The organism is Gardnerella sp. DNF01141 (genome assembly GCF_049244255.1).
Lineage (GTDB): Bacteria > Actinomycetota > Actinomycetes > Actinomycetales > Bifidobacteriaceae > Bifidobacterium > Bifidobacterium vaginale_E.
The window spans coordinates 1,112,674-1,137,260 of sequence record NZ_CP058391.1; the positions used below are offsets into that span (position 1 = coordinate 1,112,674).

The window sequence follows — 24,587 nt, forward strand, 5'->3', positions numbered from 1 at the left end:
TAACGTGTAAAAGTAGGTAGTTATGAAATTATTAACACGTATGATCAATTTTTTGCCGCATGATGCTTGGCAGAAAATTGGAATTGGTGCAATCATAAGTTGTACTTTGATTCTTGAAATTTGTTCCTATAATAATCTTCATTACTACTCTAATTGGCATGCAATTACGGTTGAAATAGTATGGATTGTAATCTGCTTATGTATTGCAATCTGGCCTCGTAAAGCATCTTTTATTGTGCTTATTTGGATGCCGTTGGTAATTATTGCGCCAAATATCAACTACTCATCTATGATGCTTACCATATTGATTTGTTTGGCAATTGCTGTAATTACTCAACCTTGGTACACTGTGCTTTCTTCTTGCGGGGTATCTTCATGGTTTTTTATTATATGCGATTTTCAAAACGCCTATGTGTTAGCATGGTGGCTTCTTATCACTCTTATTTCTAGCGCAATCGTAAAATACTATATTTCTACTATTCACCAACAACAGGAACAGTTATTTGCACAGCGTTACAACGTTTTTCAAAAATATGCCACTATTGCAGCAATTCGCATGCACGATGAAGTAACTAATGAGCTTTCCAGCATTATGATGATGGCTCAACAATCTATTGAACCTCAAACAACTCATGAGCAAGAGCATGAAAATTCGCGAGAGATTCTTCAACGTGCTACTACAACTGTTCATAGAGCACGTAATATTATTTCTCTTCTTGACAATGCTACAACTGCAAGCACTGGCGATGTTATGCAATCGACTACATGTTATAAAGATTTTTGCACAGGCTTACGTGTTTTATTTGACTGTGAGCAAAAGTCGTTTGAAAAGCTTGGCTATATTGGTTCCATTGACTTGAATAGTGATTTAGCTGCTGAAAATTCTCGATCAATCCATTTGCCTTTTGAAGAATGTGCTCAGATTGAGTATATTTGCCGAGAACTGCTTGCGAACGTAAAAAAGCATGCTGCAAAGCCTAAAGAATACGCCATGAATGTAATGCTTAATGACCATGAATGTCATATTACGTGTATAAATAGTGCGCAACGAGGTATCCTTGCTAACTTGCAATTAGGATATGGACTGCGTTTTCATAAGATGCTTGCGGAACGCGTTGGTGGAACTTTTAAAGTTATTGAAGATGGCGATTCGTGGATTATTAATGTACATGTTCCGCTTCATGCAGAGAAATAGCCATTGCGCAAGATGCTTATTGTGCTTCCTTGCGCTTCAATCGAGTATTTGGACGAAGCTTTGTGCAGCAAACGCAAATAAGAAGTTAATCTGTGATGCAGAATGCTGTTTCGTTGCTATGTTATACGAGTTATCGTGGCAAAAATTGCAAAATTAGCAAAAACTGCCACGATAACGCGTGATTTCGGCCGCGCGATATGGTCGTAACTATTGTCTCGTAATCAGTTAAAAAACATTGCCTGTTCATCAACCTCGTCGATGCACAAACAATATTTTTTAAGACAACAAAATTTGGTGAATAATCTAAATTTTGCGGCTAAATCATTTACTATTTTGCTACGTCAAGAACTACTAGACGTTGTCCGCCATAAGTTCTGGCATCGAGACAAGTTTGAATAAAGTAAGCAGACTTAGGGAATTGGTCAACGTACTCTTTGAATACTTTTAGCAACTTATCCGAGCTTCCGCCACCCTCAAAGTCTTTATAATCCGCCACTTTGTAATCTTTGCCGTTTAATTTAACTGGCATGCCTTTTTGGAGTTTCTTTAATAAGATGCCTGAACTGTTCAAACGGTCAACGACCATATAATGGCCAGTATTAACCTGGAACCAGTCGTCTTGAAGAGTCCAGTGATAGAAAGCATCTTTAACGTAAGCCAACTGATCAGGATAAGCGTCCCAAATAACGCGTTTAGTTTCACCTAGGGCTTCCAAAGTACCTTCTTGTCCCTTTACAAAAGCTTCGGCGATTTTCTTTTTTGAGGCTTTTTTGACTGGTTTTGAATGTTTTTTAGTAGAATGACGGCTTATTTTTGTTGGCACTGGTTTGTTTGCTTTGGAGTTACCGCAGGCTGCTAGCCCAACCAGCGAGCTGAAGAGCACTACAACACAAAGTAATTTTTTATAAGTCATTTTCCCCATAAATGGACTTCTTTCTTCTTGTAGATGCGTCTAACGGATGTTAGTCATCTTTATAAACTTGAACTCCAACTTTAGTGCCTGCTCAGTTCAGTTCAAAAATCTTGGTTTGGACGTGAGTAGGAAGTGATAATCACTGCCGATTTTCGCATAAACGAATCAACAAGACCAGTTCCTTTTCACATAGTGTACCATAAAGCATGAGTGACCTGTGTTGCTTTCTGACTTTTATCTTTTTATATAGACTCTATTTAGCTGCAATAATTAACCTAACTAAATTAAAATTGGTTAACTAATTAAATTAATTAGTTAACCAATCAGTTAGTTATTCAGTTATTTAGTAAATCAGTCAGTTAGCAAACTGTGAGATTAGAAGTCCCAATCATCGTCGTCAGTTTCAACCGACTTGCCCATAATGTAGCTGGAACCAGAGCCGGAGAAGAAGTCGTGATTTTCGTCGGCTGCAGGAGAAAGAGCTGCGAGAATCTCAGGGCTTACGTGAGTCTCTTCTTCGCTGTACTTAGCAGGGTAGCCAAGGTTCATCAAAGCCTTGTTAGCGTTGTAACGAACGAAGTCAAAAACGTCATCGTGGAAGTCAAATCCTTCATAAATCTGACCAGAATACTCAACTTCCAAATCGTACAAAGTGTCAAGCAAGTTCATAGTGAACTTTTCAAGATTCTTCTTATCGTTTTCGCTTCTAAGCTCCAAACCGCGCTGGAACTTGTAGCCGGAATAATAGCCGTGAATTGCCTTATCGCGCAAAATCAAACGAATCATGTCGGCAGTGTTCATCATCTTTCCGCGAGAAGCAAAGTAAAGCGGAAGGTAGAAGCCTGCGTAAAGAAGCAATGAAGAAAGCATGGTTGCTGCAATCTTGCGCTTAAGCGGGTCTTCGCTCTCATACTCGCAAAGCACGGTGGTAACGCGCTGCTGCAAAACGTCGTTTCCAACAGCCCAACGGTAAGCTTCGTCAATCTCCTCGCTAGAGCAAAGAGTGGAGAAAATAGAGGAGTAGGAGCGAGCGTGAATCGACTGCATGAAAGCAATATTCGTGTAAATAGCCTGCTCGTGCTCTGTGCGAGCGTGCTCAATCTGGCAAAGCTCACCAATAGTTGCCTGGCTGGTATCAAGCAAAGTCAAACCTGTAAAAACGCGAGTAGTTGTCTTGCGCTCAAGGTCGGTGAGGGAACGCCAAGAAGGAATATCGTTGCTCAGTGGCACTTTTTCTGGAAGCCAGAAGTTAGCGATAAGACGATTCCAAACGTCCAAATCCTTGTCGTCAACAATATTATTCCAATTAACTGGGCGCACGCGTGAGCCGTGATGGTAGCGGTATTGAGCTGGTGTGATGGAAGCTGCCATCATAGAGTCATCTGCGATTACGCGGTTCGTGCCGAAAGGCTTATCGAGACTACTGCGTAGTGCTGTTGGATCGAGTTCTGTCATAATTACTCCTGATCTTGTGTTTACGTTTATAAAATTTTTAAGTTTTTGATTTAATTTGCAAAAGATTTACGCTGATAGATTTACGTCGCTGTGATTTTTAGCGATGTGATTTTTAGCGCTACGATTTACAGCGTGCAGCTTACGCAACCCTCGATTTCCGTACCTTCCAAAGCTTTTTGGCGAATACGAATGTAGTAAAGAGTCTTAATTCCCTTACGCCACGCGTAAATCTGAGCCTTGTTCAAATCGCGAGTAGTCGTAGTGTCTGGGAAGAACAAAGTAAGAGACAATCCCTGATCCACATGCTGAGTCGCTTCAGCGTAAGTGTCAATAATCGCCTTCCAACCAACTTCGTAAGCATCCTTAAAGTACTGCATATTGTCGTTCGTCATATAAGCGGCAGGGTAGTAGACGCGTCCAACTTTGCCCTCTTTGCGAATCTCAATGCGAGAAGCAATCGGGTGGATCGAACTCGTGGAATGGTTGATATACGAGATGGAACCAGTTGGAGGGACAGCTTGCAAATACTCGTTGTAAATGCCGTCGCGCAAAATATCGTCACGCAACTGCTCCCAGTCCGAAACGGTTGGAATCGCAACGTTAAAACGAGCAAACAAATCGCGAACCGCTTGAGTTTTAGGCTCAAGCGAGCGGCTGCCGTCAGTGTACTTATCGAAGTAGTTGCCTTTGCCTGCAGGCTTAGCGTAGGCGCTCGTCTTAAAGCTTGCAAAAGCGCGGCCACGCTCCACAGCCAAAGCGTGAGAAGCTTTATAAGCGTGGTAAGCAACCGTCATAAAGTACATGTCTGTAAAGTCAAGAGCTTCCTCGCTTCCGTACTGCATGTGCTCGCGAGCAAGGAAACCGTGCAAATTCATTTGACCCAAGCCAATAGCGTGGCCTTCCGCGTTTCCGCGACGAATCGAAGGCACAGAATCAATTGAAGTGTGCTCCGAAACAGAAGTGAGCGCGCGCACAGCAAGCTCAACGCTTGCGCCCAAGTTTCCATCCATTGCCTTAGCAATATTAAGAGAGCCAAGGTTGCAAGAAATATCGCGGCCAACGTGGCTATAAGACAAGTCTGCATTGTAAGTACTTGCTTCCTGAGTTTGCAAAATCTCGGAGCACAAGTTACTCATAGTAATGCGGCCCTCAATAGGATTCGTGCGATTCACAGTATCCTCAAACAAAATGTAAGGGTAGCCAGATTCAAACTGGATTTCCGCAATCGTCATAAAGAATTCGCGAGCATCAATGTACTTCTTGTGAATGCGAGGATTTGCAACCATCTCATCGTAATGTTCTGTAACAGAAATGTCTGCAAAAGGCTTTCCGTATTCGCGCTCAACGTCGTAAGGGCTAAACAAAGCCATCTTTTCCTTACGCTTAGCAAGTTCGAAAGTAATATCTGGAATCACAACGCCCAAAGAAAGCGACTTAATGCGAATCTTTTCGTCCGCGTTCTCGCGCTTAGTGTCGAGGAAACGCATAATATCTGGGTGATGTGCGCTAATATACACAGCGCCAGCGCCCTGACGAGCGCCAAGCTGATTAGCGTAAGAGAACGAATCTTCCAAAAGCTTCATAACAGGCACAACGCCACTCGACTGATTCTCAATGCGCTTAATAGGAGCGCCAAGCTCGCGCAAATTAGTAAGAAGCAGAGCTACGCCGCCGCCGCGCTTAGAAAGCTGCAAAGCAGAATTAATTCCGCGCGCAATAGACTCCATGTTATCTTCCAAACGCACGAGGAAGCAGCTCACAGCCTCGCCTCGCTGGGCTTTACCAAGATTCAAGAACGTTGGAGTGGCTGGCTGGAAGCGTCCTGCAAGCATCTCGTCCAAATAGTTGAGTGCAGCCTTTTCATCACCATCTGCAAGTTCCAAAGCGACTGCAGCTGCACGCTGAGCGAAGTTTTCCAAATACTGCTTGCCGTCAAAAGTCTTTAAAGCGTAAGAAGTGTAGAACTTAAAAGCGCCCAAGAAAGTGCCAAAAGTGTGGTGAGCGGATTCTGCGTGCTCGTAGAACTTATCTAGAAACTCGTCGCTGTACTTTCCGAACACATTGCCGTTGTAGTAGTAGTTGTCAATCAAATAGTTCAAGCGCTCGCGAGTTGAAGCAAACTTCATGCTGTGTTCTTGCACGTAACCCGAAACGTAAATCTTTTCTGCTTCCTGGTCCTTGTCGAACTGAATGCCTTTTTCTGGATCAAAAAGACCGAGCATAGCGTTAAGAACGTGGTAATCGCGGCTGTTGCGAATGCGTTCTGCTGTGCTGCTAGCAGCTGCGTTTGCAGTTTCGCTGGAGTCAGTGTGATCAAGATTAAGCGAAGTAGATTCGCTCATCGGATCCGTGCTATTCATTTGATTGATTCCTTTCTTCATGCGTTATTTTTGCTTTTCAAACGCTGATTGTTTTTTGATTCTTTTACTTATTTTGATTATTTAGTTTCTTCTGCTTCTTTTAATTGCCTTAAAAATCTAGGTATTCCCTGCGCTACTTTTTCAATATCTTCTTGAGTTCCTGTCAACTCAAACGAATACATATTTGGGATTGCGCACTTTCCTGCAATCTGACCGCCTGCAGCGCAATAAGCGTCTCCAAAATTCGTGTTTCCGGAAGAAATTACTCCGCGAATAAACGAACGATTTTCGCGATTGTTTAGGAATTTGCGTACTTGCATTGGTATTGCTTTTGCAATATTTCCGCCGCCGTAAGTTGGTACGATTAGCACGTACGGTTCGCGCACATTTAATTCCGGGTCTTTTGGTCGAAGCGGTATGCGATACACGTTTACATTGTTGCTAGGAAAATCGCAATTTTGCACGAAGCGTAATGTGTTTTCGGAAACTGATGAAAAGTAGACTACAGCTCCGATTGATTCGCCTTGTGCGCGAGATTCTGGCTCGCTTGGCTGTTGGATTCTTTCTTGTTCACACATTTATCATGCTTCTTTTGCTGTTTCTGAGGAAGTTCCGAGTTTATCCGCAATTTGCGCGATTAAATCTGGGCGGTAACCGCTCCATGATGTGTCTGGCGCAATAACTACAGGTGCTTGACGGTATCCAGCGTTGCGCAATTGATCCAGTGCTTCAGGGCTTTTTGATAAGTCTACAGTTTCGAAGTTCACGCCAAGTTTTGTGAACTGTCGTTTAGTGGCATCACACTGTGGGCAATGAGGTTTTGTAAACACTGTAATTGTCATTTCAATCTCCTCTGGTGATGGGGAATCGTTAGATTCCGCGGTGTTAGCACAAAAGCCAAAAGTCAGCATACTACTCATAATTACTATTTGTAGTGGTGTGTCGATTATTCAAACACTACATATAGTTATTGTTTATATTTACAAAATCCGCGTGTTTGTAAGCGTGTCGTACTTTTTTGGAGATTTTGAGAACGATTTGTTTGTATTAAAAATGTAATTTATATCACAAAATTTACTTAGTGTAACTTGCATTTTTTGCATCGAAAATCTTGTGCATATAGGCCGATAAAATTAAAAAGTGTGTTTCCTGAAGGGGAGTAGCGCAGAAACGAAAATATAACAACAAGATAAGAGGTGTCGTAATGACTCAAGCTCAGGCAAATATTGGCGTTGTTGGCTTGGCTGCAATGGGATCTAATTTAGCGCGAAATCTTGCGCATCACGGAAATACTGTGGCAGTTTATAATCGTCATTATTCGCGAACTGAAACGTTAATGAATGAGCACGGCACTGAGGGTGCTTTCGTTCCAGCTAAAACTGTTGAAGAATTTGTGGCTTCTCTAAAGCGTCCGCGCACGGCGATTATTATGGTAAAAGCTGGTGCTCCTACGGATGCTGTTATTGAAGAGCTTGCAAATGCTATGGAGCCTGGAGATATTATCGTCGATGGCGGAAACTCTTATTTTGAAGACACGATTCGCAGAGAGCGCAGCATTCGTGCGCGTGGTCTTCATTACGTTGGTTGCGGTGTTTCCGGTGGCGAAGAAGGTGCTTTGCGCGGCCCTTCAATGATGCCTGGTGGCACTGAGGAATCTTGGGAGACTCTTGGGCCTATTTTGAAGTCTATTGCGGCTGTTGCAGAAGGTGAGCCTTGCGTAACGCATATTGGCACCGACGGTGCTGGTCATTTTGTGAAGATGGTTCACAACGGTATTGAGTACTCAGATATGCAGCTTATTGCCGAAAGCTACGATTTAATGCTTCGCGGCTTGGGTATGAAGTCTGATGAAATTGCGGACGTATTTAGCGAGTGGAATAAGGGCGAGCTTGATTCTTATTTGATTGAGATTACGGCTGATGTGCTTCGCCAAAAGGATGCTAAGACTGGTAAGCCTTTGGTTGAGATGATGGTGGACCATGCTGGCATGAAGGGCACTGGTACTTGGACTGTACAGTCTGCGCTTTCTCTAGGAATACCAGTTACGGGTATTGCCGAAGCTGTGTTTGCTCGCGGACTTTCAAGCCAAGTTGCTTTGCGTGAAGCTGCCGAAAGCCAGGGTTTGACTGGGCCAGATATGCATTTTGATTTGAATGATGCTGAGCGTAAGGCGTTTATTGAGGATATTCGCCAAGCTTTATACGCTTCTAAGATTGTTTCTTACGCTCAGGGCTTCGATGAGATTGCGGCTGCTGCAATTGAGCATGATTGGAAGATTAACCAGGCTGCTGTTGCTCGCATTTGGCGAGGCGGATGCATTATTCGCGCTCAGTTCTTGAACCGCGTTTCCGAGGCTTTTGAGTCTGGTGAAGCAAGCGTTTCTTTGCTTTTTGCACCGTACTTTAAGGATGCTATTGAAAAGTCTCAAGCTGCTTGGCGTCGTGTTATTGCGCGTGCAGTTGAGCATGGAGTGCCTGTTCCAGCATTCTCTAGCTTGCTTGCGTACTACGATGGATTGCGTTCCAAGCGTTTGCCAGCTTCGCTTATTCAGGCTCAGCGCGATTTCTTCGGCGCGCACACTTACGGTCGCATCGATGAGTCTGGCGTATTCCACACTTTGTGGGCGGATCCTAATCGTCCGGAAGTAAAGCAAGATTAAATCAAATAATATTTATAACTAACAGGCCTCTGCATAACAATGCAAAGGCCTGTATGTTATTCTGCTCTTTGTAATATATTTTATTGCCGAATTTTATTAATTTTTCTAAATCGGTTGTTTCCCTTGGAATTTCAACGATTTTGCATTCGTTTTCGCAAATGCGCCATGTTTTTAGGAGTTGATTTTCCCAAATGCGCCGCTCTGCTATGTTTATTCAACTTTTAGTTGGCTGAATATTATGCAGATTATTGAATTGCAGCTTGCAGTGTTTCCGCTGTTGTCATCCAAGCGATTTCGTCGGTGCCGTTTGCAAAAGACGCAGGATATTCAGGATTATTAGCTCCCGAAAGTGTATTCATTAAAGCAGCTCCCTTTTCTGCTCCGGCAGTCAAGAACCAAGTGCGACGACTGTGAGCCAGCACGGGAACTGTAAGCGACAATCGCATTGGCGGAAGTTTAGGGGAGTGATTTACTCCAACAACAATGCGCTCGCGATTATTAACTTGTGGCAATCCTGGGAAAAGCGAAGCCATATGTGCGTCCGGGCCCATGCCAAGAATTGCTAAATCAAACACCGGTTCTGGTCCAAGTAATCCTATAATTTCTTCCTCATAGTCGTGTGCTGCCGCATCTAAAATAGCGTCATTTTCAGCGTCGCTGGCTTTTGCAATTTCCTCTGCGTTGCGCTCATCTGCAGGCATCTCGTGAATATGAGATTCTGCCAAAGCTTTGTTAGAAGTAAGTAAGTTAAGCAAAGCTTCGCGAGTTTTACGTGCGTTGCGATCCTCGCTATCGTAAGCTACGAAACGCTCATCTGCCCACCAAATATGCACTAAATTCCAATTAATCGCTGGCAAAAGTGGGTTGCTAGCAAGCATTTGGAACATGCGTATTGAATCCGTGCCGCCAGTAAGAAGTAAATGGAATGGTTTGTTTAGATTTTGCACATTATTTTGTGACTCCATAATAAACGTTACTAAGCGTTGAGCTGCGACGGCTGAGAGTACATCGGGATTATTGTAGACGTAGATGTTTGCGTTGTGTGCAAAAGTAACTTCATTATCTGTCATGTCATTCCTTTTATGCAATTAAAAATGTTTCACACGCTGTTTCACAAGTTGTTTCACGCGTTGTGTATTTTTATAGACTTAATTGTTTTCTTCAGGATTATCTCGCACCAGCTGTGCGTAAATTTCGTCCGGATCAATTCGTCGCAATTCCTCACTTAAGCAATCATCCAAAGTGCGAATAGGAAGCGCAATAGGTTGAGCGGTCTGATAGGGAAGGCTAATTAAAGCCTGATCTCCTCCAGCAGGGCGAGTAAGAGACAAAGTGCCATCCTCACGCTCTAAAGTTACGGAAGTAATAGCTTTAGCATCAGGATTCTCAACTATTTCTACAGGCACGCGCAAGCTACTCTTAAGCCAAGATGCAAGTAAATGCAGAGAAACGTAGTGAGTAGGGCCAGTAACTTTTGCGCTAGTAATTGGCAAATGCGGAGGTTGATCGAGCATAGAAGCCAAAAGTGCACGCCATGGAGTAAGACGCGTCCAAGATAAGTCTGCATCTTGCGGAGACCAGTTTTTGCGCAAGTTTTGAACAGTTTTAAGAGTGTCGTCTGCGCGCTGAGCATCAGTAATTCTGCTACTAGCCATAGCTCCAAGCAAATCGTGAGCAGGGTCTTCCGGAGCGTTCGTTGGCCACCAGGCTACAATCGGCGCATCTGGCACAAGTAGTGGAATAACAAGCGTATCCGGATGACGAACCAAACCGTTATGCGGATACAAAATAATAATCTCGCCAGCTCCAGCATCAGCACCAAAACGCACTTGAGCGTCAAGATTTGGCACAATTTCTCCGCGCTCAGCAGCATGCTCGCTAGACCAGTCGCGAACCATAGCAATAACGCGGCAAGGATGCTCGCGGCTCGCAGCATTAGCAGCTTCAAGAGCATGTTCTAATTCTTGAAGATCTGTGTCGATTAAAAGAGTAAGCACGCGCCCAGTTGCGGATTCTCCACGCTCTTCGTGCAATTCGTCGATTTTTTGCGAAATTTTACTGGTATTAGTATCAGGAAGGTTGATAATCATGGCAGCCTCCAATGGCGATTATTACGAGCAAGCATGTAGTCTGCTTCCTTAGGTCCCCAAGTTCCAGCGCGATACGGCTGTGGCTGTGTGCCAAGTGAACTCCAGAATTCCTCAATAGGGTCGAGAATCTTCCAGCTCAAATCTACTTCTTCAGTAGTTGGGAACAGTGGAGGCTCGCCAAGAAGAACGTCAAGAATCAGACGTTCATAAGCTTCAGGCGAACTTTCAGTAAACGAACGTCCGTAACTAAAGTCCATAGAAACGTCGCGGACTTCCATAGCAGTTCCGCCAGGAACTTTCGCTCCAAAACGCATAGTAACGCCCTCATCCGGCTGCACGCGAATAACAATAGCATTGCTACCAAGCTCTCGAACAGCAGTTGATTCAAACGGCAAGTGCGGAGCGCGCTTAAAAATCACAGCAATTTCCGTAACGCGCTTGCCTAAACGTTTTCCAGTGCGCAAATAGAATGGGACTCCAGCCCAGCGGCGAGTGTCAACGTCTAGTCGCACAGCAGCATACGTTTCAGTAGTGCTTTTAGGGTCGATTCCTTGTTCTTCCAAGTAACCAACTGCTTTGTAAGATCCTTGCCAGCCTGCTGCGTACTGTCCTCGAGCAGTATTTGCGGCCAAATCGTGAGGCAAACGAACTGCAGATAAAACCTTCGTTTTTTCTGCAGTCAAATCGCTAGCGCGGAAACTTACAGGTTCTTCCATAGCAGTCAGTGCCATAAGTTGAAGCAAGTGGTTTTGAATCACATCGCGCGCAGCACCAATTCCGTCGTAGTAGCCGGCACGTCCGCCAATACCAATGTCTTCAGCCATCGTAATTTGCACGTGATCAACATAATTTGCGTTCCAAATCGGCTCGTACATTGCGTTAGCAAAACGGAAAGCCAGCAAATTTTGCACGGTTTCCTTACCTAAGTAATGGTCGATTCTAAATACGGAATTAGGATCAAAAACTTCTGAAACGACGCGGTCTAATTCGCGAGCGCTCGCTAAATCATGCCCGAAAGGCTTTTCAATAATTACGCGACGCCACGCGTGCTCGGAAGAGTGAGAAAGTCCAGACGCTGCCAACTGTTGAGCAACAATAGGGAAGCTTGAAGGAGGAATAGACATGTAAAATGCGTGGTTTCCGCGCGTGCCGCGATCTCTATCTAATTCGTTTACTGTTTTGCTTAAACGTTCAAACGCAGACGCGTCGTCAAAAGTGCCGCGCACAAAGCGTATTCCTTTTGCAAGATTAATCCAAGTTGACTCACGAAATGGTGTGCGGCAGTGTTGCTCAATATTTTCGCGCACAAAGTTTACGAAATGCTCGTCCGTCCAGTCTCTTCTCGCAAAACCAGTTAAACCAAATCCTGGTGGTAAAAGCCCTCGATTAGCCAAGTCGTATACGGCTGGCATAAGTTTTTTGCGTGCTAAATCGCCAGTAATACCAAAAATTACTAAACTGCACGGGCCGGCAATGCGAGCCAAACGTAAATCTCTAGGATCTCGTAATGGGTTCGTCCACGCAGACGCGTCATCAGCAGCGTGTTGCGTGTTAAAAGGAATCCTCAACTCAGTCATACACACTATCGTAATATTTCGATGCTATTTTTCCTACACGAGTCGTTATTTTCATTGCGATTCGTTATAAGATTTGCTTTTAGCATGCGCAAAATACCTGCAGTTATGCCAAAACTTACGTGATTAATAAATCAGGCTCCGCATAGTGCGAGTCGAATCATCTTCGCGTATTGCGGACCGCCAACTGGGGTTAAATGCACGCCATCGTCAGTCAAATATTCCGAGTGACCATTACTCAAACCATACCAGTCAATAATGCCAACATTAGGATGAGTTTGAGCAAACTTACGCAGGCGGTCGTTGGTAACGTCTTGCCATGGCTGTGGAACTCTAGTTGTAACGAAATAAACAGGCTTACCCTTAGCAACATCTACCATGTGCTGCAGAACGCTGTCGTCGTGAGGCGGGCCGTTTGTTCCTAGCGCGTAAATAACAACATCCCCAGCATGTTTGTTCGAAATATCTTGAGCGTATTCGTCAGCTCCGTGGAAAATCTGCCTGCTTACTTTTCCGTCAATATAAGCATTAGGCATTACTTGTAGCAAGTATGGTTTTGCGCCTTCGGTAATAGAGTCGCCTACCATAGTTAAGTTTACTGAGCAAGTGTTGTGCTTTTTATCAATACGAGTGTGTGATGCGGAAAGATTTTTCGGAACTTTTTCTGCAATTGGGAAAAGCACAGGATATTTTGATGGTTTTGGCGGAAGCGCTTGTTTTGCTACGGTCTTGTGCAATCCTTTTGTTTTCTTATTTGAAGCGGATGCGTTTGCCTTCTTATTAGTTTTTGTTTTTTCTGCTTCAACATTTTTAGAAGCATTTACAGTTAGTTCTGGTCGAATTTGTATTGCGCGTTGCTGTGCAATGCTATTCCAATTCAACGGCAAAGCAATTAAGAAAATAGTTATTACGCAAACTATTGCTAATGCTACGAAATGTGCCAATTTTTGCAGATGTTTTTCTGTTTGTTTTTCAAATAGTTGATAGAAACATTCTGCTACTGCAACAATTACTACAGCTTGCAAAATCAGCTCTTCCCAAGAAACAGTTGTTGTTCTTGTGGCAGGATTGCACAATTCCAAAATTGGGAAGTGTACTAAATAAATAGCAAATGCGCGCTTTCCAAGATAAGACAACGGCGCAAATGCGAAAATTTTTGAGCAAATATTATCAGTTTGAGTGCAAGACCACAGTATTAGCGCACAGATTGCTGCTGTTAAAGTGTATCCGCCAAAAGTAAATGCTGAGGATGTGCCGTCTGCATAAACAAAGCACAAAATCAGAACTATTGTTGTAACAATACCTATTAAGGATCTTTGCCACGCGTGCAAAGGTTTGCAAAACACTGTTTTTGGGGCGGTAAATACGTTATCTGGAAGTTCGCGTATTTCAGATTTAGAAGAATCTTCTAAATCTGTATTCTTGTAGTTATCTTGCAATAATTCAGCATTATCAGATAAATCAATTTGTAATCCAGCTCGCAAATCTTCTGGAATACTATTTTCAGCAGGAGATTTTGCAGCATTCTCTTCAGCATAAGTCTTGTTTGAAGAAGAGCTAGTAATAAAAGATTTCGGCAATTTTGTGGAAATCTTAACTATTGCATGCTTATTGCCACGAATCCAATAAAATGCGCGAATAATCCAAGCATGTAATGAATGTTTGGTAAACCAAGCCCCATACATTGCTAGCATTGCGCCTAGCAGGAATTCCGATGCTCTTGTGTCAAGAGAATAATAGACGCGAGCTGGAGTAGTGTAATTGCCAAACATGTAGGCAAAAGTAAATGTAAGTATTGTAGAAAGTATTGCCAATCCTGCAGTAATATACATGCGAGTAATTGCGCGTTTAACAAGCTTTACGAGGGCTGTAAGAATAAGTGGCCACACAACGAATGCTTGCATGATTAAGCCAAGATACCATAAGTGTTTAATTGGGGAAGGCAATCCTGTTTGCTCAAAGTACGATAGTTTGCGCGCAACGTACATTATGTTGCTAAAGAAGCCGGCTCCAGAAAAAGCATCCGCTTGTAATTTTGGAAGTAGACTTGGCGAAAAAATCCACATTATTGGTGCGCTAACTCCAATAATTCCAAGTGTTGGAGGCCAAATTCGCTTTAAGCGATGCCAAATATAATTAAAGTAGCAAGTGATTAATCTTTTAAATTCGCCAGTTTTTGTTTTACTTTTCTCAATGCTGTTTGCATTGCTACTTGTATTTCCGTTTGTTTTGGCTCTTGTACTGCTGCTAGTTTCGGCACTTTTTTGAGAGTCTAAATAGCGAAGTATGGAATGTGTACAAAAGTATCCAGCTAAAACTAAAAATAGCGTTACTCCTAAAAATCCTCCAGAAAGTACGATTGGACGCATATGGAAGCAAACAATTCCAATAATTGCTAAAGCGCGCAATCCATCTATTGCAGGATTTCTTTTAGATTCAACCTGATTTTTTACTTCACTAACAGTATTAGTTGATTTAGCGCTTTCATTTGCAAGCTTTTTATTTACGAGTGTTTTACTAGCATTATTTGCTGCCTCAGCTTCCTTTTGGCGGAAGTTTTTATTGGCCAGTGAAACAGTGGGAGTATTCACGCGTTTCTTTTTTGTCATCTTGCCTGCGCTTCGTCAACCATGCTTTTGTATGTGCACATATTATGTGTAAAACAGAGCCATAATAACTGTGTCTTTCGACACTTTTGAACCTCAAAGCGTGTTTTGAAATAATGCTTTCTTTAGTGCGCGCTAAAGTGAAATATAACAGTTGTGTCAATTGTTATTAAAGATAATAAAGGAGCCAAAATGGCAGAAACTTTTAACGTTGTGGTAGAAATCCCACGTGGTTCTAAGAACAAGTATGAAGTGGATCACGAAACCGGTCGTGTTTTCTTGGATCGTACCCTTTTCACAGCAATGGGTTACCCAGATGATTACGGATACATCGAAGGAACTTTGGGCGAAGATGGCGATCCGCTTGATGCTCTTGTTATGATTCCAAACTCCGTATTCCCAGGATGCGTTGTTGAGTGCCGCGCTGTTGGCTTGTATCACATGGTTGATGAAGCTGGCGGAGACGATAAGGTTTTGTGCGTTCCAGCAGACGTTCGTTTCGACGACATTAAGGATGTTGATGATGTGAACGAGTATCACAAGGCAGAAATTAAGCACTTCTTCGAGCAGTACAAGGCTTTGGAACCAGGTAAGGAAGTTCTTCCTGGTGACTTCTGGGCTGGTGTAGATCAAGCTGAGAAGGAAATCGTCGCGGCTCGCAAGCGTCTGGAAGAAAGCGAAAAATAAGTTTCGCTTTTTGAATAAAAAATTCCCCTGTGAGTTCATGGAAAAAATAGTTAAAAAAATAAACTCACAAGGGAAACCTATAATGCATTTTCATGCAACCACTAGCATACCAAGTCCTGCAATATAAATCAACATTCCTGAAAACATTATCGGAAGTAACGAAATAGCAATGTTGTTAGTCACGTTATTTTCGTAGTAGTTTTTGCAATTATTTCTAACCCACAAATACGATAGTCCGGAAAGCAAAATTACCATCAATATGCATAGTGCAGCAACAAATATTCCGCCTTCTGTGTTGCGCAAAGATGGCATAAATCTAATAATAGAAGGCAAAAACATCCAGCCGGGAAGAGCTGCACAAGCAATACTTGCTGTTAGAGTGTGAGAAAGGTTTCTAACTAAATTTGTGCGGTTTTCGCGTAACATTTGTCTTAAGAAAGTTATGAATGTTGCTGCTACAAGAATTAGCGCAAATGACACAGACCAGCGTTCATAAGGTCGTATTGCTGCAATGAATTTACTCATTGAAACAGTTTCATTGTCAATAATAACGCTTTGTGGAAGCCAGCCTTTTAGTGCAAGAGTTGCGCACCATGCTGAAGCTATGCAGGATAATAAAGCAATAGCTCGATCAATAACATTTCCGTGCAGCGGCCAAAAAGTAAGGAAAGTTAAAAGTATAAGCGCACAAATAACAAGAGTTATTTTTGCTGTTGCTATTGGTAGTGCAGATGCTCCTGCAATTAGCATCACAACAAAAATCTGGCTTGCAATCATTGTTAGAAAATTAGTGTGAGGAATATGTGCTTGTTTTTGAGTGCTAGTACAAGAATTAGCATCGTTCTGCACTTGTTTGTTGCAGATATGTGTTTCGTCGCTCATAGCACTCCCAGTACGGTAAATATTCGCTCTTATGAATAGTAATATGTGTATAAACTTGCTGCATATTACTTATTTCTTATTACTAATGTAGCTTACAACCTGCACTTATTTTTTGCGATTGTTGATTACATAGAACTTTTGGATTGCTGTATTGTTGGCGCAACTTTATGCGAAATAAATTAAAGTTAAGTCGATATTTTTCGTAGCATGGTTTACAATTCCTGTAAAGGCTTGTATTTGGCATTGCATTATTTGTTGGCTGGAGGCATCACATGACCGATATTACGTTGATGACTTCGTGCGCTTCTCCGGCAACTGTTTTGCCTTCGCTAGCGCTGCTTTCTCATAGAGTGCGCGTCCTTTCATTAGATTCTGCGAGTTTATCTAAACTTCCTGCGCAAACAGTTCTTCTAATTGATGCTCGTGAAGATTTGGCTTTGGTTAAATCTTTATGCGCTCTTTTGCGCGCTGAAAATATTACAGTTCCAGTCGTATTAGTTCTTACAGAAGGTGGATTTACTGTAGTAAATTCCTCATGGAATATTAATGACGTTGTTCTTACAAGCGCTTCACCTGCAGAAGTAGAAGGAAGATTGCGCTTAGCTTCTCAGCGTATTGCAAGTAATGGGCCGTTCGTGCAATCTCAAGATTCTAAAATTAATGATTCTGCTGTTGATGATGGAACAATGCGCTCAGGTGATCTTGTTGTTGATATGCGCAGTTATACAGTGAGTTTGCATGGCCGTCCTGTTGATTTAGCTTATAAAGAATTTGAATTGCTAAAGTATTTTGTGCAGAATCCTAGGAGAGTGTTTACTAGAGCACATTTGCTTCAGGAAGTTTGGGGATACGACTACTACGGTGGCACTCGAACAGTTGACGTTCATATTCGACGTCTTCGCGCTAAGCTTGGTGTTGAGTACGAGCATTTAATTGGTACGGTAAGAAATGTTGGGTATCGTTTTGATCCGTCTGAGGCGGAAGAAAATAGCGATGTGAATGAAGATGCTCCCAACGATTCAAATGGTGAATTAACTTCTGATTCCAGTGCTTCGGACAGTGTTTCTAAAAATTTACAAGATACTGTATCTAATGCAGATGTTTCTTCAACGAACTTATAAAGTTGTAGTATGAAAGAATCAAAACAGGAAAAACTTGCGCGTATGCACGAAGAGTATGCGCTTCTTTGCAAGGAAATACCTGATCCTAAATGTGCGCTTAATTTTTCTAATCCTTTTGAGCTGCTTATTGCTACTGTTTTAAGCGCTCAAACAACCGATAAGCGAGTTAACTCTGTAACTCCGGAACTTTTTGATACTTTTCCAGATTCACGTTCGCTTTCTGCGGCTTCAGTTAAGCAAGTCGAATCTATTATTAAACCTCTTGGATTTTATCGAGTAAAAGCTCAGCATATTATTGCGCTGTCTGTGCGTTTGGAAAGCGATTTTCATGGCGTAGTCCCCTCAAGAATGGAAGATTTAACATCTTTGCCTGGAGTTGGTCGTAAAACGGCTAATGTTGTTAGAGGGAATGCTTTTGGATTGCCTGGTTTTCCTGTAGATACTCACGTAATACGCGTCACAGGCCGTTTAGGTTGGCGTAGAGATTGCAATAAGCCTAAAAAGTATGCAAATCCAGAATCTATTGAGAAGGAAATAACATCTTATTTTGACCCTGCAGATTGGACTAATCTTTCTCACCGTCTTATTTTGCACGGCAGAAAAATATGCACTGCTCGCAATCCCAGATGCGCTTCATGCCCTCTAAAAACAACATGTCCTTCGTCTAATATATTCGTTTAATGCAATTGTGTGTTGTTCTACATTCAGTTGTTGATATAAACTATGAACTATGTCAAGAACAGGCAAATACGCATATCGTACTTACAGATCATCTCATGGTCGTTCTAGTGCAGGTTGGGTTCCATGGGTTGTATTCATGGTTGTTTCTGTAGTAATGATTGGTGTTTTGTGGCTTGGATGGCAGATATACCAAGGGCGTTCGCCTATTGATTCTTTTACGCATCCTGCTGGTAATTCGGTGTTAAAAGTCGGTTTAAGAACGGCTCCGGATTCTCTTGATATTCGTAAAGATAGCAGCGATTCTTTGCAGCAGGCGTTAATTGGCAACGTGTATGAAACTCTCGTAAAACGTGGTGACGATAACAGTTTGCAGCCTGGCTTGGCACAATCTTGGGATGTTTCTCAAGATGGATTAACGTATCGTTTTAATTTGCGCCAAGGTGTGCGATTTTCCAACGGTGACGTTATGAATTCTGATTCTGTGTTGCAATCATTGCAGCAAGGAATTACTAATAATTATCCAGGTTATGAAGCTTTAAACACTATTAAAACAGTTGCTAACCCAGATAATCATACTGTAGTTTTTACGCTCACAAAGCCTAACGCTTTACTTTTACGTCGACTTTCGGGTAGAGCTGGAATAGTGTATGACACTAAAGCTGTTGCTATTGATTATGCGAATGGTGCTTTAGGAACTGGTCCTTTTACTGTTAGCAGTTACAATAAAGGACATTCTTTGGTGCTTGTGCGCAATAATAGATATTGGGGTACGCCTGCATCTTGCGCAAGTATTACTTTGCAATATTTTGATAGTGATACCGCTTTGGCAGATGCTATGGAAAAAGGCAATATTCAGATGGCTGTTCCGCTTGAAGGCAATGAAAACAAGCGTCTTGCTGCTATTGCGGATACAAAAATGGTTGAAGGCCAAAGCACTCGCGTTCGATTCCTTGCATTTAACTCGACTGTTGCATCTATTTTCTGTGATGAGCAAGCGCGTAAAGCTGCTAGATACGCTATGAATGTGCAAACAGTGATGGCTGCTGATGGTAATGGTGGTGTTCCTGTAGGCGGACCTATTGACCCTCTTTCAACAGGATATGAAGATTTAACTGGATTGTATCCTTATAATCCTGCAAAAGCTGGCCCACTTTTCCATTACTTCAGCTCAAGTTATTTAGGAACTATTAGCTTCCTTGTTCCGCAGGGCGAAGGCGATGTTGGCCGCGAACTGTCTAAGCAAATTAGCTCTGTAAGCGGTTTTAAGGTCAATCTTGAAGAGGTTGATCAAAAAACTTTGCAACAGCGTATAAGCGAAGGCAAATATGATATTGCTCTTACAACTTTGAGTAATACTTTAGATGAAGGTGCTTTTGCAGAAAGCGGATCTCCGTTTGTTTTGCAGGATTCTCGAGCTCAGCAGGCTTGGGCGAATGCAGTCCACTCAAGAAATGCTTCCGAATATGAAGCAAACGTTCGTGCTTATGCGCGCGAAGTAAGCAATAATGCTGCAGCACACTGGCTTTATGCTCGTAAAAGCATAATGGCTGTGAAATCTAATATAAGCGGTTACACAAAGAATATGACTGATCAGCTGCTTCCATTGTACGATGTAAGCGTGAAGTAGAAAGAGTAAGATTTGCGTTGTCGAACTGAGTTTCTAATATTCAGTTCATGAGTGAACAGGATAATAACGCAGTAAAACACGCACATTTAACACCATTGCCTAACAAGGTTGGTGTTGATGGTCTTGAAGACAAGTGGCGTAATAATTGGGAAGAAGCCAAGACTTACGCTTTCCACAATTCCCGCGACCGCAAGGCCGTATATTCTATTGATACTCCACCTCCAACCGTTAGTGGCCACTTGCACGTAGGTCACGTATTTTCTTACACGCATACGGATGTGATTGCGCGTTATAAGAGAATGCAAGGCTTTGACGTGTTCTACCCAATGGGTTGGGATGATAACGGCTTGCCAACAGAGCGCCGCGTTCAAAACTATTACGGCGTGCGCGTAGACACTTCTCTTAAATATGATCCTGATTTTAAGCCGCCTTTTGAAGGCACTGAAGGTAAGAAGATTGAGGCAAAAGATCAGGTTCCTGTAAGCCGACAGAACTTTATTGAGCTTTGCGAACGCTTAACTTCTCAAGATGAGAAGCTGTTTGAAGCTTTGTGGCGCAGGCTTGGTCTTTCTGTAGACTGGTCGCAAACTTACCACACTATTGGCGAGCAGCCTCGCCGAGTTGCACAAAAAGCATTCTTGCGCAATCTTTCGCGCGGAGAAGCTTATCAAAAAGATGCTCCAGGCTTGTGGGATGTTACATTCCAGACTGCTGTTGCTCAGGCAGAGCTTGAATCGCGCGAATATCCTGGTTTCTACCATAAGATTGCGTTCCGTTTCGAAGATGGTACGCCAATTTATATTGAAACCACGCGCCCAGAATTACTTGCTGCTTGCACATCTTTGATTGCAAATCCAGAAGATGAGCGTTACAAGAAGTACTTTGGTCAGGAAGTTTATTCGCCACTGTTTAAGGTGAAGGTTCCGATTTTGGCTCATTCTGCTGCTCAAATGGACAAGGGTGCCGGCATTGCAATGTGCTGCACTTTCGGTGACGTAACAGACGTTGAGTGGTGGCGCGACTTGAGTTTGCCAACTCGACCAATTATTCAGCGTAACGGCCGCATTGTGATGACCACTCCTGATTGGATTACGGATGAGTCTGGCCGTGAAATGTTTGAGAAAATTGCTGGTAAAACCACGTTCTCTGCTCGCAAGGAAGTTGTTGAAGCTTTGCAAGCTGCTGGAGATATGGAAGGCGATCCAAAGCCAACAAAGCGTATGACGAACTTCTACGAAAAGGGCGATAAGCCTTTGGAAATCGTCACTTCTCGCCAGTGGTATTTAAAGAACGGCGGCACGGACGAAAAGCTGAACGCTGAGCTTATTGAGCGCGGCAAGGAACTTAACTTCCACCCAGACTTTATGCGCGTGCGCTACGAGAATTGGGTTCACGGTTTGAACGGTGACTGGCTTATTTCTCGCCAGCGCTTCTTCGGCGTACCATTCCCACTTTGGTATCCGGTAAACGAAAATGGGGAAGTGGATTACGAGCATCCTTTGACGCCTAGCGAAGATCGTTTGCCAATCGACCCAACTATTGACGTTCCAGAAGGATTCGACGAATCTCAGCGAGATCAGCCAAACGGCTTTACTGCTGAGCAAGACATTATGGACACTTGGGCAACATCTTCCTTAACTCCACAAATTGTGACTCGTTGGGAAGAGCCAGGTGAGGAAAATCAAGCTTTGTTTAAGGCTACTTTCCCAATGGATTTGCGCCCACAAGGCCAGGATATTATTCGTACTTGGCTATTTAGCACGGTTGACCGCGCGCATCTTGAAAACGGCTGCTTGCCTTGGAAGCATGCTGCGCTTTCTGGCTGGATTCTTGACCCAGACCACAAGAAGATGTCTAAATCTAAGGGCAACGTGGTTGTGCCAAATAAGCCAATTGAAGAGTTTGGTGCGGATGCTGTACGCTACTGGGCAACTTCTGCAAAACTCGGCTTGGATGCAACTTACGACGAAGGTCAAATGAAGATTGGTCGCCGTCTTGCGATTAAGCTTTTGAACGCTACGAAGTTTGCGCTCGCAATTGGCCGCGAAGATGAGGAGCATCAGGTTCTTGAGTCTGCTACAGCGGACTGGAATTTTGCAGACGTTACGGAAGTTTTGGATCGCTCTGTTATGGCAAAGCTTGCATCCGTTATTCGTACTGCAACTGATGCGCTTGAATCTTACGAGCATTCTAAGGCTTTGGAAGCAATCGAAACCTTCTTCTGGGAGTTCTGTGACGATTACATTGAGCTTGCAAAGAATCGTGCTTACGGTACTGCAGAATCCACTGGACGTACTCCAAGCGAAGCTGCTGTAAAGTCTGCTCGCACAACTCTTGGTCTTGCGCTCGATGCTTTGGCTCGCCTGCTTGCTCCTTACTTGCCTTACGCTACGGAAGAAGTGTGGAGCTGGATGCATGACGGCGAAGGTTCTGTGCATCGTGCAAGCTGGCCATGCGCTAAGGCTTACGAGGCTGCTGCAAACGGTGTTTCTGCAGACACTTTGGCTTATGCAGGTGAGGCTTTGGCTACTTTGCGCAAGATTAAGTCCGAAGCAAAAGTTTCTGTGAAGACTCCTATTTTGCAAGTGACTTTGAACGTAGCAGAAAACGCTTATAAGGCTGTTGAAGCTACTTTGGATGACGTTGCTGAAGCGGGTCGCGTTACTGGAGAAGTAAAGCTTAACGCTGTTAAGGCTGCAGATACTGGAGATTCTTCTGAATCTGAATCTGCGGAATCTGATGCAGCTAACGTAAACGTTTCTGTTGCTCAAAGCGAACTTGGCGAAGCTCCTGCAAAAAAGAAGTAATTGCCAGTAATTGCAAGTAATCGAAAATAATTAATTGCAAAACAAAAGCGCTGGAAGTCAATCTTCGACTCCAGCGCTTTTTGTGTATTTAATCGCTAAGCATCGCGCGGTAACGCTAGACTGTAAACCATGAATCCAGAAAGCTTAAGTGAATTAATTGAAAAAATTGCTAAAGATTTAGTAGCAAACGGTAAAGCTGGCAGTCTAACAGAAGATTTGATTCCTGCTGCCGAAAAACTTGCAGTTATGAGGCCAAAAGATCGCGCACACGGCGATTGGGCTACGAACGTTGCTATGCAGCTTGCTAAAAAAGCTGGTATGAAGCCTCACGATTTAGCTGAACTTTTTGCAGAGCGCTTGCAAGAAGCGGAAGGTATTGCATCTGTAGAAGTGGCAGGTCCTGGCTTTATTAACATAACGCTTGATTCTGCTTCTGCGGCGGCAGTCGTAGACGAAGTCTTAAAGCAGGGTGCGGATTTTGGTAAGAATGCTCACTTGGGCGGCAAAACCTTAAATCTTGAGTTTGTTTCAGCAAACCCAACTGGTCCAATTCATATTGGTGGAACTCGCTGGGCTGCAGTTGGTGATTCAATGGCTCGAGTTTTGGAAGCAAACGGCGCAAAAGTTGTGCGCGAATACTACTTCAACGATCACGGCGAGCAAATTAACCGTTTTGCAAAGTCTTTAGTTGCGGCAGCTCACGGCGAAGAAACGCCTGCAGACGGCTACAAAGGCGCGTATATTAACGAAATCGCGGACGCTGTTATAAAAGAAGCGAATGCGGATGGCGTTGATATTCTTTCTTTGCCTAGAGTCGATCTTGGAAAAGACGAGGAAGGTTTGCCGCTTGGCGAAGGAGATTCCGAGCAGCGCGAAGAGTTCCGCAAGCGCGCAGTGCCAATGATGTTTGCCGAAATTCGCAAGTCCATGCGCGATTTTCGCGTTGGTTTCGACGTGTGGTTCCACGAAAACAGCCTGTACGAGGATGGCGAAGTCGAACGCGCTATTGCAGACTTGCGTGAGCGTGGAGACATTTTTGAAAAAGACGGAGCAACTTGGTTTGAATCCACTAAGCATGGCGACGATAAAGATCGCGTAATTATTAAGTCCGACGGAAACTACGCTTACTTTGCTGCAGATATTGCATACTATCGCAACAAGCGCCACCGCGAACAGAATCCTGCAGACGTAGCAATCTACATGCTCGGCGCGGATCATCACGGATATATCGGTCGAATGATGGCAATGTGCGCTGCTTTTGGAGATAATCCTGGCGAAAATATGCAGATTCTTATTGGCCAGCTTGTGAACGTTATGAAAGATGGTAAGCCTGTGCGCATGAGTAAGCGTGCTGGAAACGTTATTACTATTGACGATTTAGTTGATGCAATTGGCGTTGATGCTTCGCGCTACTCGCTTGCTCGCACTGACTACAACACAAGCGTTGATATTGATTTGGATTTGCTCGCTTCTCACAGCAACGATAATCCTGTGTATTATGTGCAATACGCTCACGCGCGAAGCTGCAATGTGGCTCGTAACGCTGCGGATGCTGGAATTACGCAAGATGGCGCTGATTTAAGCTTGCTTAACACCGAGGCAGATGGCGAAGTGCTGGCTGCTTTGGCGCAATGGCCTGCTGCTTTGGCACAAGCTGGCGATTTGCGCGCTCCTCACCGCGTTGCGCATTATCTTGAGGATTTGGCCGCAAGCTACCACAAGTGGTACAACCTTGAGCGCGTAGTGCCAATGGAGTTAAGCGACCCAGAAAATCGCTTGCCAGAAGAAGAGCGTGAGGCGGCTCGCATTGCAAAGTGCCCAGAGCCAGCACGCGCTGCAGCCAGGCTTAAGCTTAACGAGGCTGTGCGCACAGTAATTGCAGAAGGCCTTGATTTGCTTGGTGTTTCTGCTCCAGAAAAGATGTGATTTA

At 43.6% G+C, this 24,587-nt stretch carries 18 protein-coding genes; 8 read left to right on the plus strand and 10 right to left on the minus strand.

The window, feature by feature from the left end:
* Positions 1-22: 22 nt before the first annotated feature.
* Complete coding sequence (locus HXT35_RS04260) at positions 23-1,195, plus strand: exodeoxyribonuclease V (RefSeq protein ID WP_421787915.1); 1,173 nt, start codon at positions 23-25, stop codon at positions 1,193-1,195.
* Between the two features lie 328 nt (positions 1,196-1,523).
* On the opposite strand, the gene HXT35_RS04265 is transcribed toward HXT35_RS04260, so the two are convergent.
* The 5 genes from HXT35_RS04265 to nrdH all read right to left on the minus strand — a co-directional run bounded on the left by HXT35_RS04265 (position 1,524) and on the right by nrdH (position 6,765).
* A complete protein-coding gene (locus HXT35_RS04265) occupies positions 1,524-2,117 on the minus strand; it encodes a hypothetical protein (protein ID WP_004129658.1) in 594 nt (197 codons plus the stop codon).
* Between the two features lie 366 nt (positions 2,118-2,483).
* Positions 2,484-3,563, minus strand: coding sequence for a class 1b ribonucleoside-diphosphate reductase subunit beta (nrdF, locus tag HXT35_RS04270; protein ID WP_004129655.1), 1,080 nt, complete (start codon positions 3,561-3,563; stop codon positions 2,484-2,486).
* Positions 3,564-3,688: 125 nt separating this feature from the next.
* A complete protein-coding gene (gene nrdE / locus HXT35_RS04275) occupies positions 3,689-5,923 on the minus strand; it encodes a class 1b ribonucleoside-diphosphate reductase subunit alpha (protein WP_421787917.1) in 2,235 nt (744 codons plus the stop codon).
* Between the two features lie 77 nt (positions 5,924-6,000).
* Positions 6,001-6,501 carry a class Ib ribonucleoside-diphosphate reductase assembly flavoprotein NrdI gene (gene nrdI / locus HXT35_RS04280; protein WP_004129651.1) on the minus strand — a complete coding sequence of 167 codons (501 nt, stop codon included), beginning with the start codon at positions 6,499-6,501 and terminating at the stop codon, positions 6,001-6,003.
* 3 nt (positions 6,502-6,504) lie between these two features.
* The gene (gene nrdH / locus HXT35_RS04285; protein ID WP_004129649.1) at positions 6,505-6,765 is read right to left on the minus strand and encodes a glutaredoxin-like protein NrdH; all 261 of its coding nucleotides are present in this window, start codon (positions 6,763-6,765) and stop codon (positions 6,505-6,507) included.
* A gap of 362 nt (positions 6,766-7,127) precedes the next feature.
* On the opposite strand from nrdH, the gene gndA reads away from it, so the two are divergent.
* On the plus strand, positions 7,128-8,582 hold the full coding sequence (gene gndA / locus HXT35_RS04290; protein ID WP_004129648.1) for an NADP-dependent phosphogluconate dehydrogenase: 1,455 nt from the start codon (positions 7,128-7,130) through the stop codon (positions 8,580-8,582).
* 245 nt (positions 8,583-8,827) lie between these two features.
* Here gndA and pgl read toward each other — a convergent pair whose 3' ends face one another.
* The 4 genes from pgl to HXT35_RS04310 form a co-directional block, all read right to left on the minus strand.
* On the minus strand, positions 8,828-9,652 hold the full coding sequence (gene pgl / locus HXT35_RS04295; RefSeq protein WP_421787919.1) for a 6-phosphogluconolactonase: 825 nt from the start codon (positions 9,650-9,652) through the stop codon (positions 8,828-8,830).
* Positions 9,653-9,730: 78 nt separating this feature from the next.
* Positions 9,731-10,672 carry a glucose-6-phosphate dehydrogenase assembly protein OpcA gene (locus HXT35_RS04300; protein ID WP_004129644.1) on the minus strand — a complete coding sequence of 314 codons (942 nt, stop codon included), beginning with the start codon at positions 10,670-10,672 and terminating at the stop codon, positions 9,731-9,733.
* Positions 10,669-12,249: a glucose-6-phosphate dehydrogenase gene (zwf, locus tag HXT35_RS04305; protein ID WP_421787921.1), complete on the minus strand. Its 1,581-nt coding sequence runs from the start codon at positions 12,247-12,249 to the stop codon at positions 10,669-10,671. The genes HXT35_RS04300 and zwf overlap by 4 nt, the downstream gene beginning before the upstream one ends.
* A gap of 131 nt (positions 12,250-12,380) precedes the next feature.
* Entirely contained in the window at positions 12,381-14,855 is a 2,475-nt protein-coding gene (locus tag HXT35_RS04310; RefSeq protein WP_421787923.1) for an acyltransferase family protein, read from the minus strand.
* Positions 14,856-15,044: 189 nt separating this feature from the next.
* Here HXT35_RS04310 and HXT35_RS04315 point away from each other — a divergent pair, with 189 nt between their 5' ends.
* Positions 15,045-15,539, plus strand: coding sequence for an inorganic diphosphatase (locus tag HXT35_RS04315; RefSeq protein WP_004129639.1), 495 nt, complete (start codon positions 15,045-15,047; stop codon positions 15,537-15,539).
* A 90-nt stretch (positions 15,540-15,629) separates the two neighbouring features.
* Here the strand turns inward: HXT35_RS04315 and HXT35_RS04320 are convergent, their stop codons facing one another.
* On the minus strand, positions 15,630-16,421 hold the full coding sequence (locus tag HXT35_RS04320; protein WP_421787925.1) for a beta-carotene 15,15'-monooxygenase: 792 nt from the start codon (positions 16,419-16,421) through the stop codon (positions 15,630-15,632).
* A gap of 272 nt (positions 16,422-16,693) precedes the next feature.
* Between HXT35_RS04320 and HXT35_RS04325 the strand changes: the two genes are divergently transcribed.
* The 5 genes from HXT35_RS04325 (at position 16,694) to argS (ending at position 24,583) form a co-directional block, all read left to right on the plus strand.
* The gene (locus tag HXT35_RS04325) at positions 16,694-17,542 is read left to right on the plus strand and encodes a winged helix-turn-helix transcriptional regulator (RefSeq protein WP_421787927.1); all 849 of its coding nucleotides are present in this window, start codon (positions 16,694-16,696) and stop codon (positions 17,540-17,542) included.
* 9 nt (positions 17,543-17,551) lie between these two features.
* Positions 17,552-18,223 (plus strand): endonuclease III, encoded by a 672-nt coding sequence (gene nth, locus HXT35_RS04330; protein ID WP_004129633.1) that lies wholly within the window; start codon positions 17,552-17,554, stop codon positions 18,221-18,223.
* 136 nt (positions 18,224-18,359) lie between these two features.
* Positions 18,360-19,850: an ABC transporter substrate-binding protein gene (locus HXT35_RS04335; protein WP_421788388.1), complete on the plus strand. Its 1,491-nt coding sequence runs from the start codon at positions 18,360-18,362 to the stop codon at positions 19,848-19,850.
* Positions 19,851-19,897: 47 nt separating this feature from the next.
* Positions 19,898-22,657 (plus strand): valine--tRNA ligase, encoded by a 2,760-nt coding sequence (valS, locus tag HXT35_RS04340; RefSeq protein WP_421787929.1) that lies wholly within the window; start codon positions 19,898-19,900, stop codon positions 22,655-22,657.
* A gap of 129 nt (positions 22,658-22,786) precedes the next feature.
* Positions 22,787-24,583, plus strand: a complete 1,797-nt coding sequence (argS, locus tag HXT35_RS04345) for an arginine--tRNA ligase (RefSeq protein ID WP_004129625.1) — start codon at positions 22,787-22,789, stop codon at positions 24,581-24,583.
* Positions 24,584-24,587: the final 4 nt, after the last annotated feature.

What these genes read in the sequence shown, in the direction of transcription:
- HXT35_RS04260 (WP_421787915.1), top strand. Translation starts at nt 23, where the DNA reads ATGAAATTATTAACACGTATGATCAATTTTTTGCCGCATGATGCTTGG.
- HXT35_RS04265 (WP_004129658.1), bottom strand. Translation starts at nt 2,117, where the DNA reads ATGGGGAAAATGACTTATAAAAAATTACTTTGTGTTGTAGTGCTCTTC.
- nrdF (WP_004129655.1), bottom strand. Translation starts at nt 3,563, where the DNA reads ATGACAGAACTCGATCCAACAGCACTACGCAGTAGTCTCGATAAGCCT.
- nrdE (WP_421787917.1), bottom strand. Translation starts at nt 5,923, where the DNA reads ATGAATAGCACGGATCCGATGAGCGAATCTACTTCGCTTAATCTTGAT.
- nrdI (WP_004129651.1), bottom strand. Translation starts at nt 6,501, where the DNA reads ATGTGTGAACAAGAAAGAATCCAACAGCCAAGCGAGCCAGAATCTCGC.
- nrdH (WP_004129649.1), bottom strand. Translation starts at nt 6,765, where the DNA reads ATGACAATTACAGTGTTTACAAAACCTCATTGCCCACAGTGTGATGCC.
- gndA (WP_004129648.1), top strand. Translation starts at nt 7,128, where the DNA reads ATGACTCAAGCTCAGGCAAATATTGGCGTTGTTGGCTTGGCTGCAATG.
- pgl (WP_421787919.1), bottom strand. Translation starts at nt 9,652, where the DNA reads ATGACAGATAATGAAGTTACTTTTGCACACAACGCAAACATCTACGTC.
- HXT35_RS04300 (WP_004129644.1), bottom strand. Translation starts at nt 10,672, where the DNA reads ATGATTATCAACCTTCCTGATACTAATACCAGTAAAATTTCGCAAAAA.
- zwf (WP_421787921.1), bottom strand. Translation starts at nt 12,249, where the DNA reads ATGACTGAGTTGAGGATTCCTTTTAACACGCAACACGCTGCTGATGAC.
- HXT35_RS04310 (WP_421787923.1), bottom strand. Translation starts at nt 14,855, where the DNA reads ATGACAAAAAAGAAACGCGTGAATACTCCCACTGTTTCACTGGCCAAT.
- HXT35_RS04315 (WP_004129639.1), top strand. Translation starts at nt 15,045, where the DNA reads ATGGCAGAAACTTTTAACGTTGTGGTAGAAATCCCACGTGGTTCTAAG.
- HXT35_RS04320 (WP_421787925.1), bottom strand. Translation starts at nt 16,421, where the DNA reads ATGAGCGACGAAACACATATCTGCAACAAACAAGTGCAGAACGATGCT.
- HXT35_RS04325 (WP_421787927.1), top strand. Translation starts at nt 16,694, where the DNA reads ATGACCGATATTACGTTGATGACTTCGTGCGCTTCTCCGGCAACTGTT.
- nth (WP_004129633.1), top strand. Translation starts at nt 17,552, where the DNA reads ATGAAAGAATCAAAACAGGAAAAACTTGCGCGTATGCACGAAGAGTAT.
- HXT35_RS04335 (WP_421788388.1), top strand. Translation starts at nt 18,360, where the DNA reads ATGGTTGTTTCTGTAGTAATGATTGGTGTTTTGTGGCTTGGATGGCAG.
- valS (WP_421787929.1), top strand. Translation starts at nt 19,898, where the DNA reads ATGAGTGAACAGGATAATAACGCAGTAAAACACGCACATTTAACACCA.
- argS (WP_004129625.1), top strand. Translation starts at nt 22,787, where the DNA reads ATGAATCCAGAAAGCTTAAGTGAATTAATTGAAAAAATTGCTAAAGAT.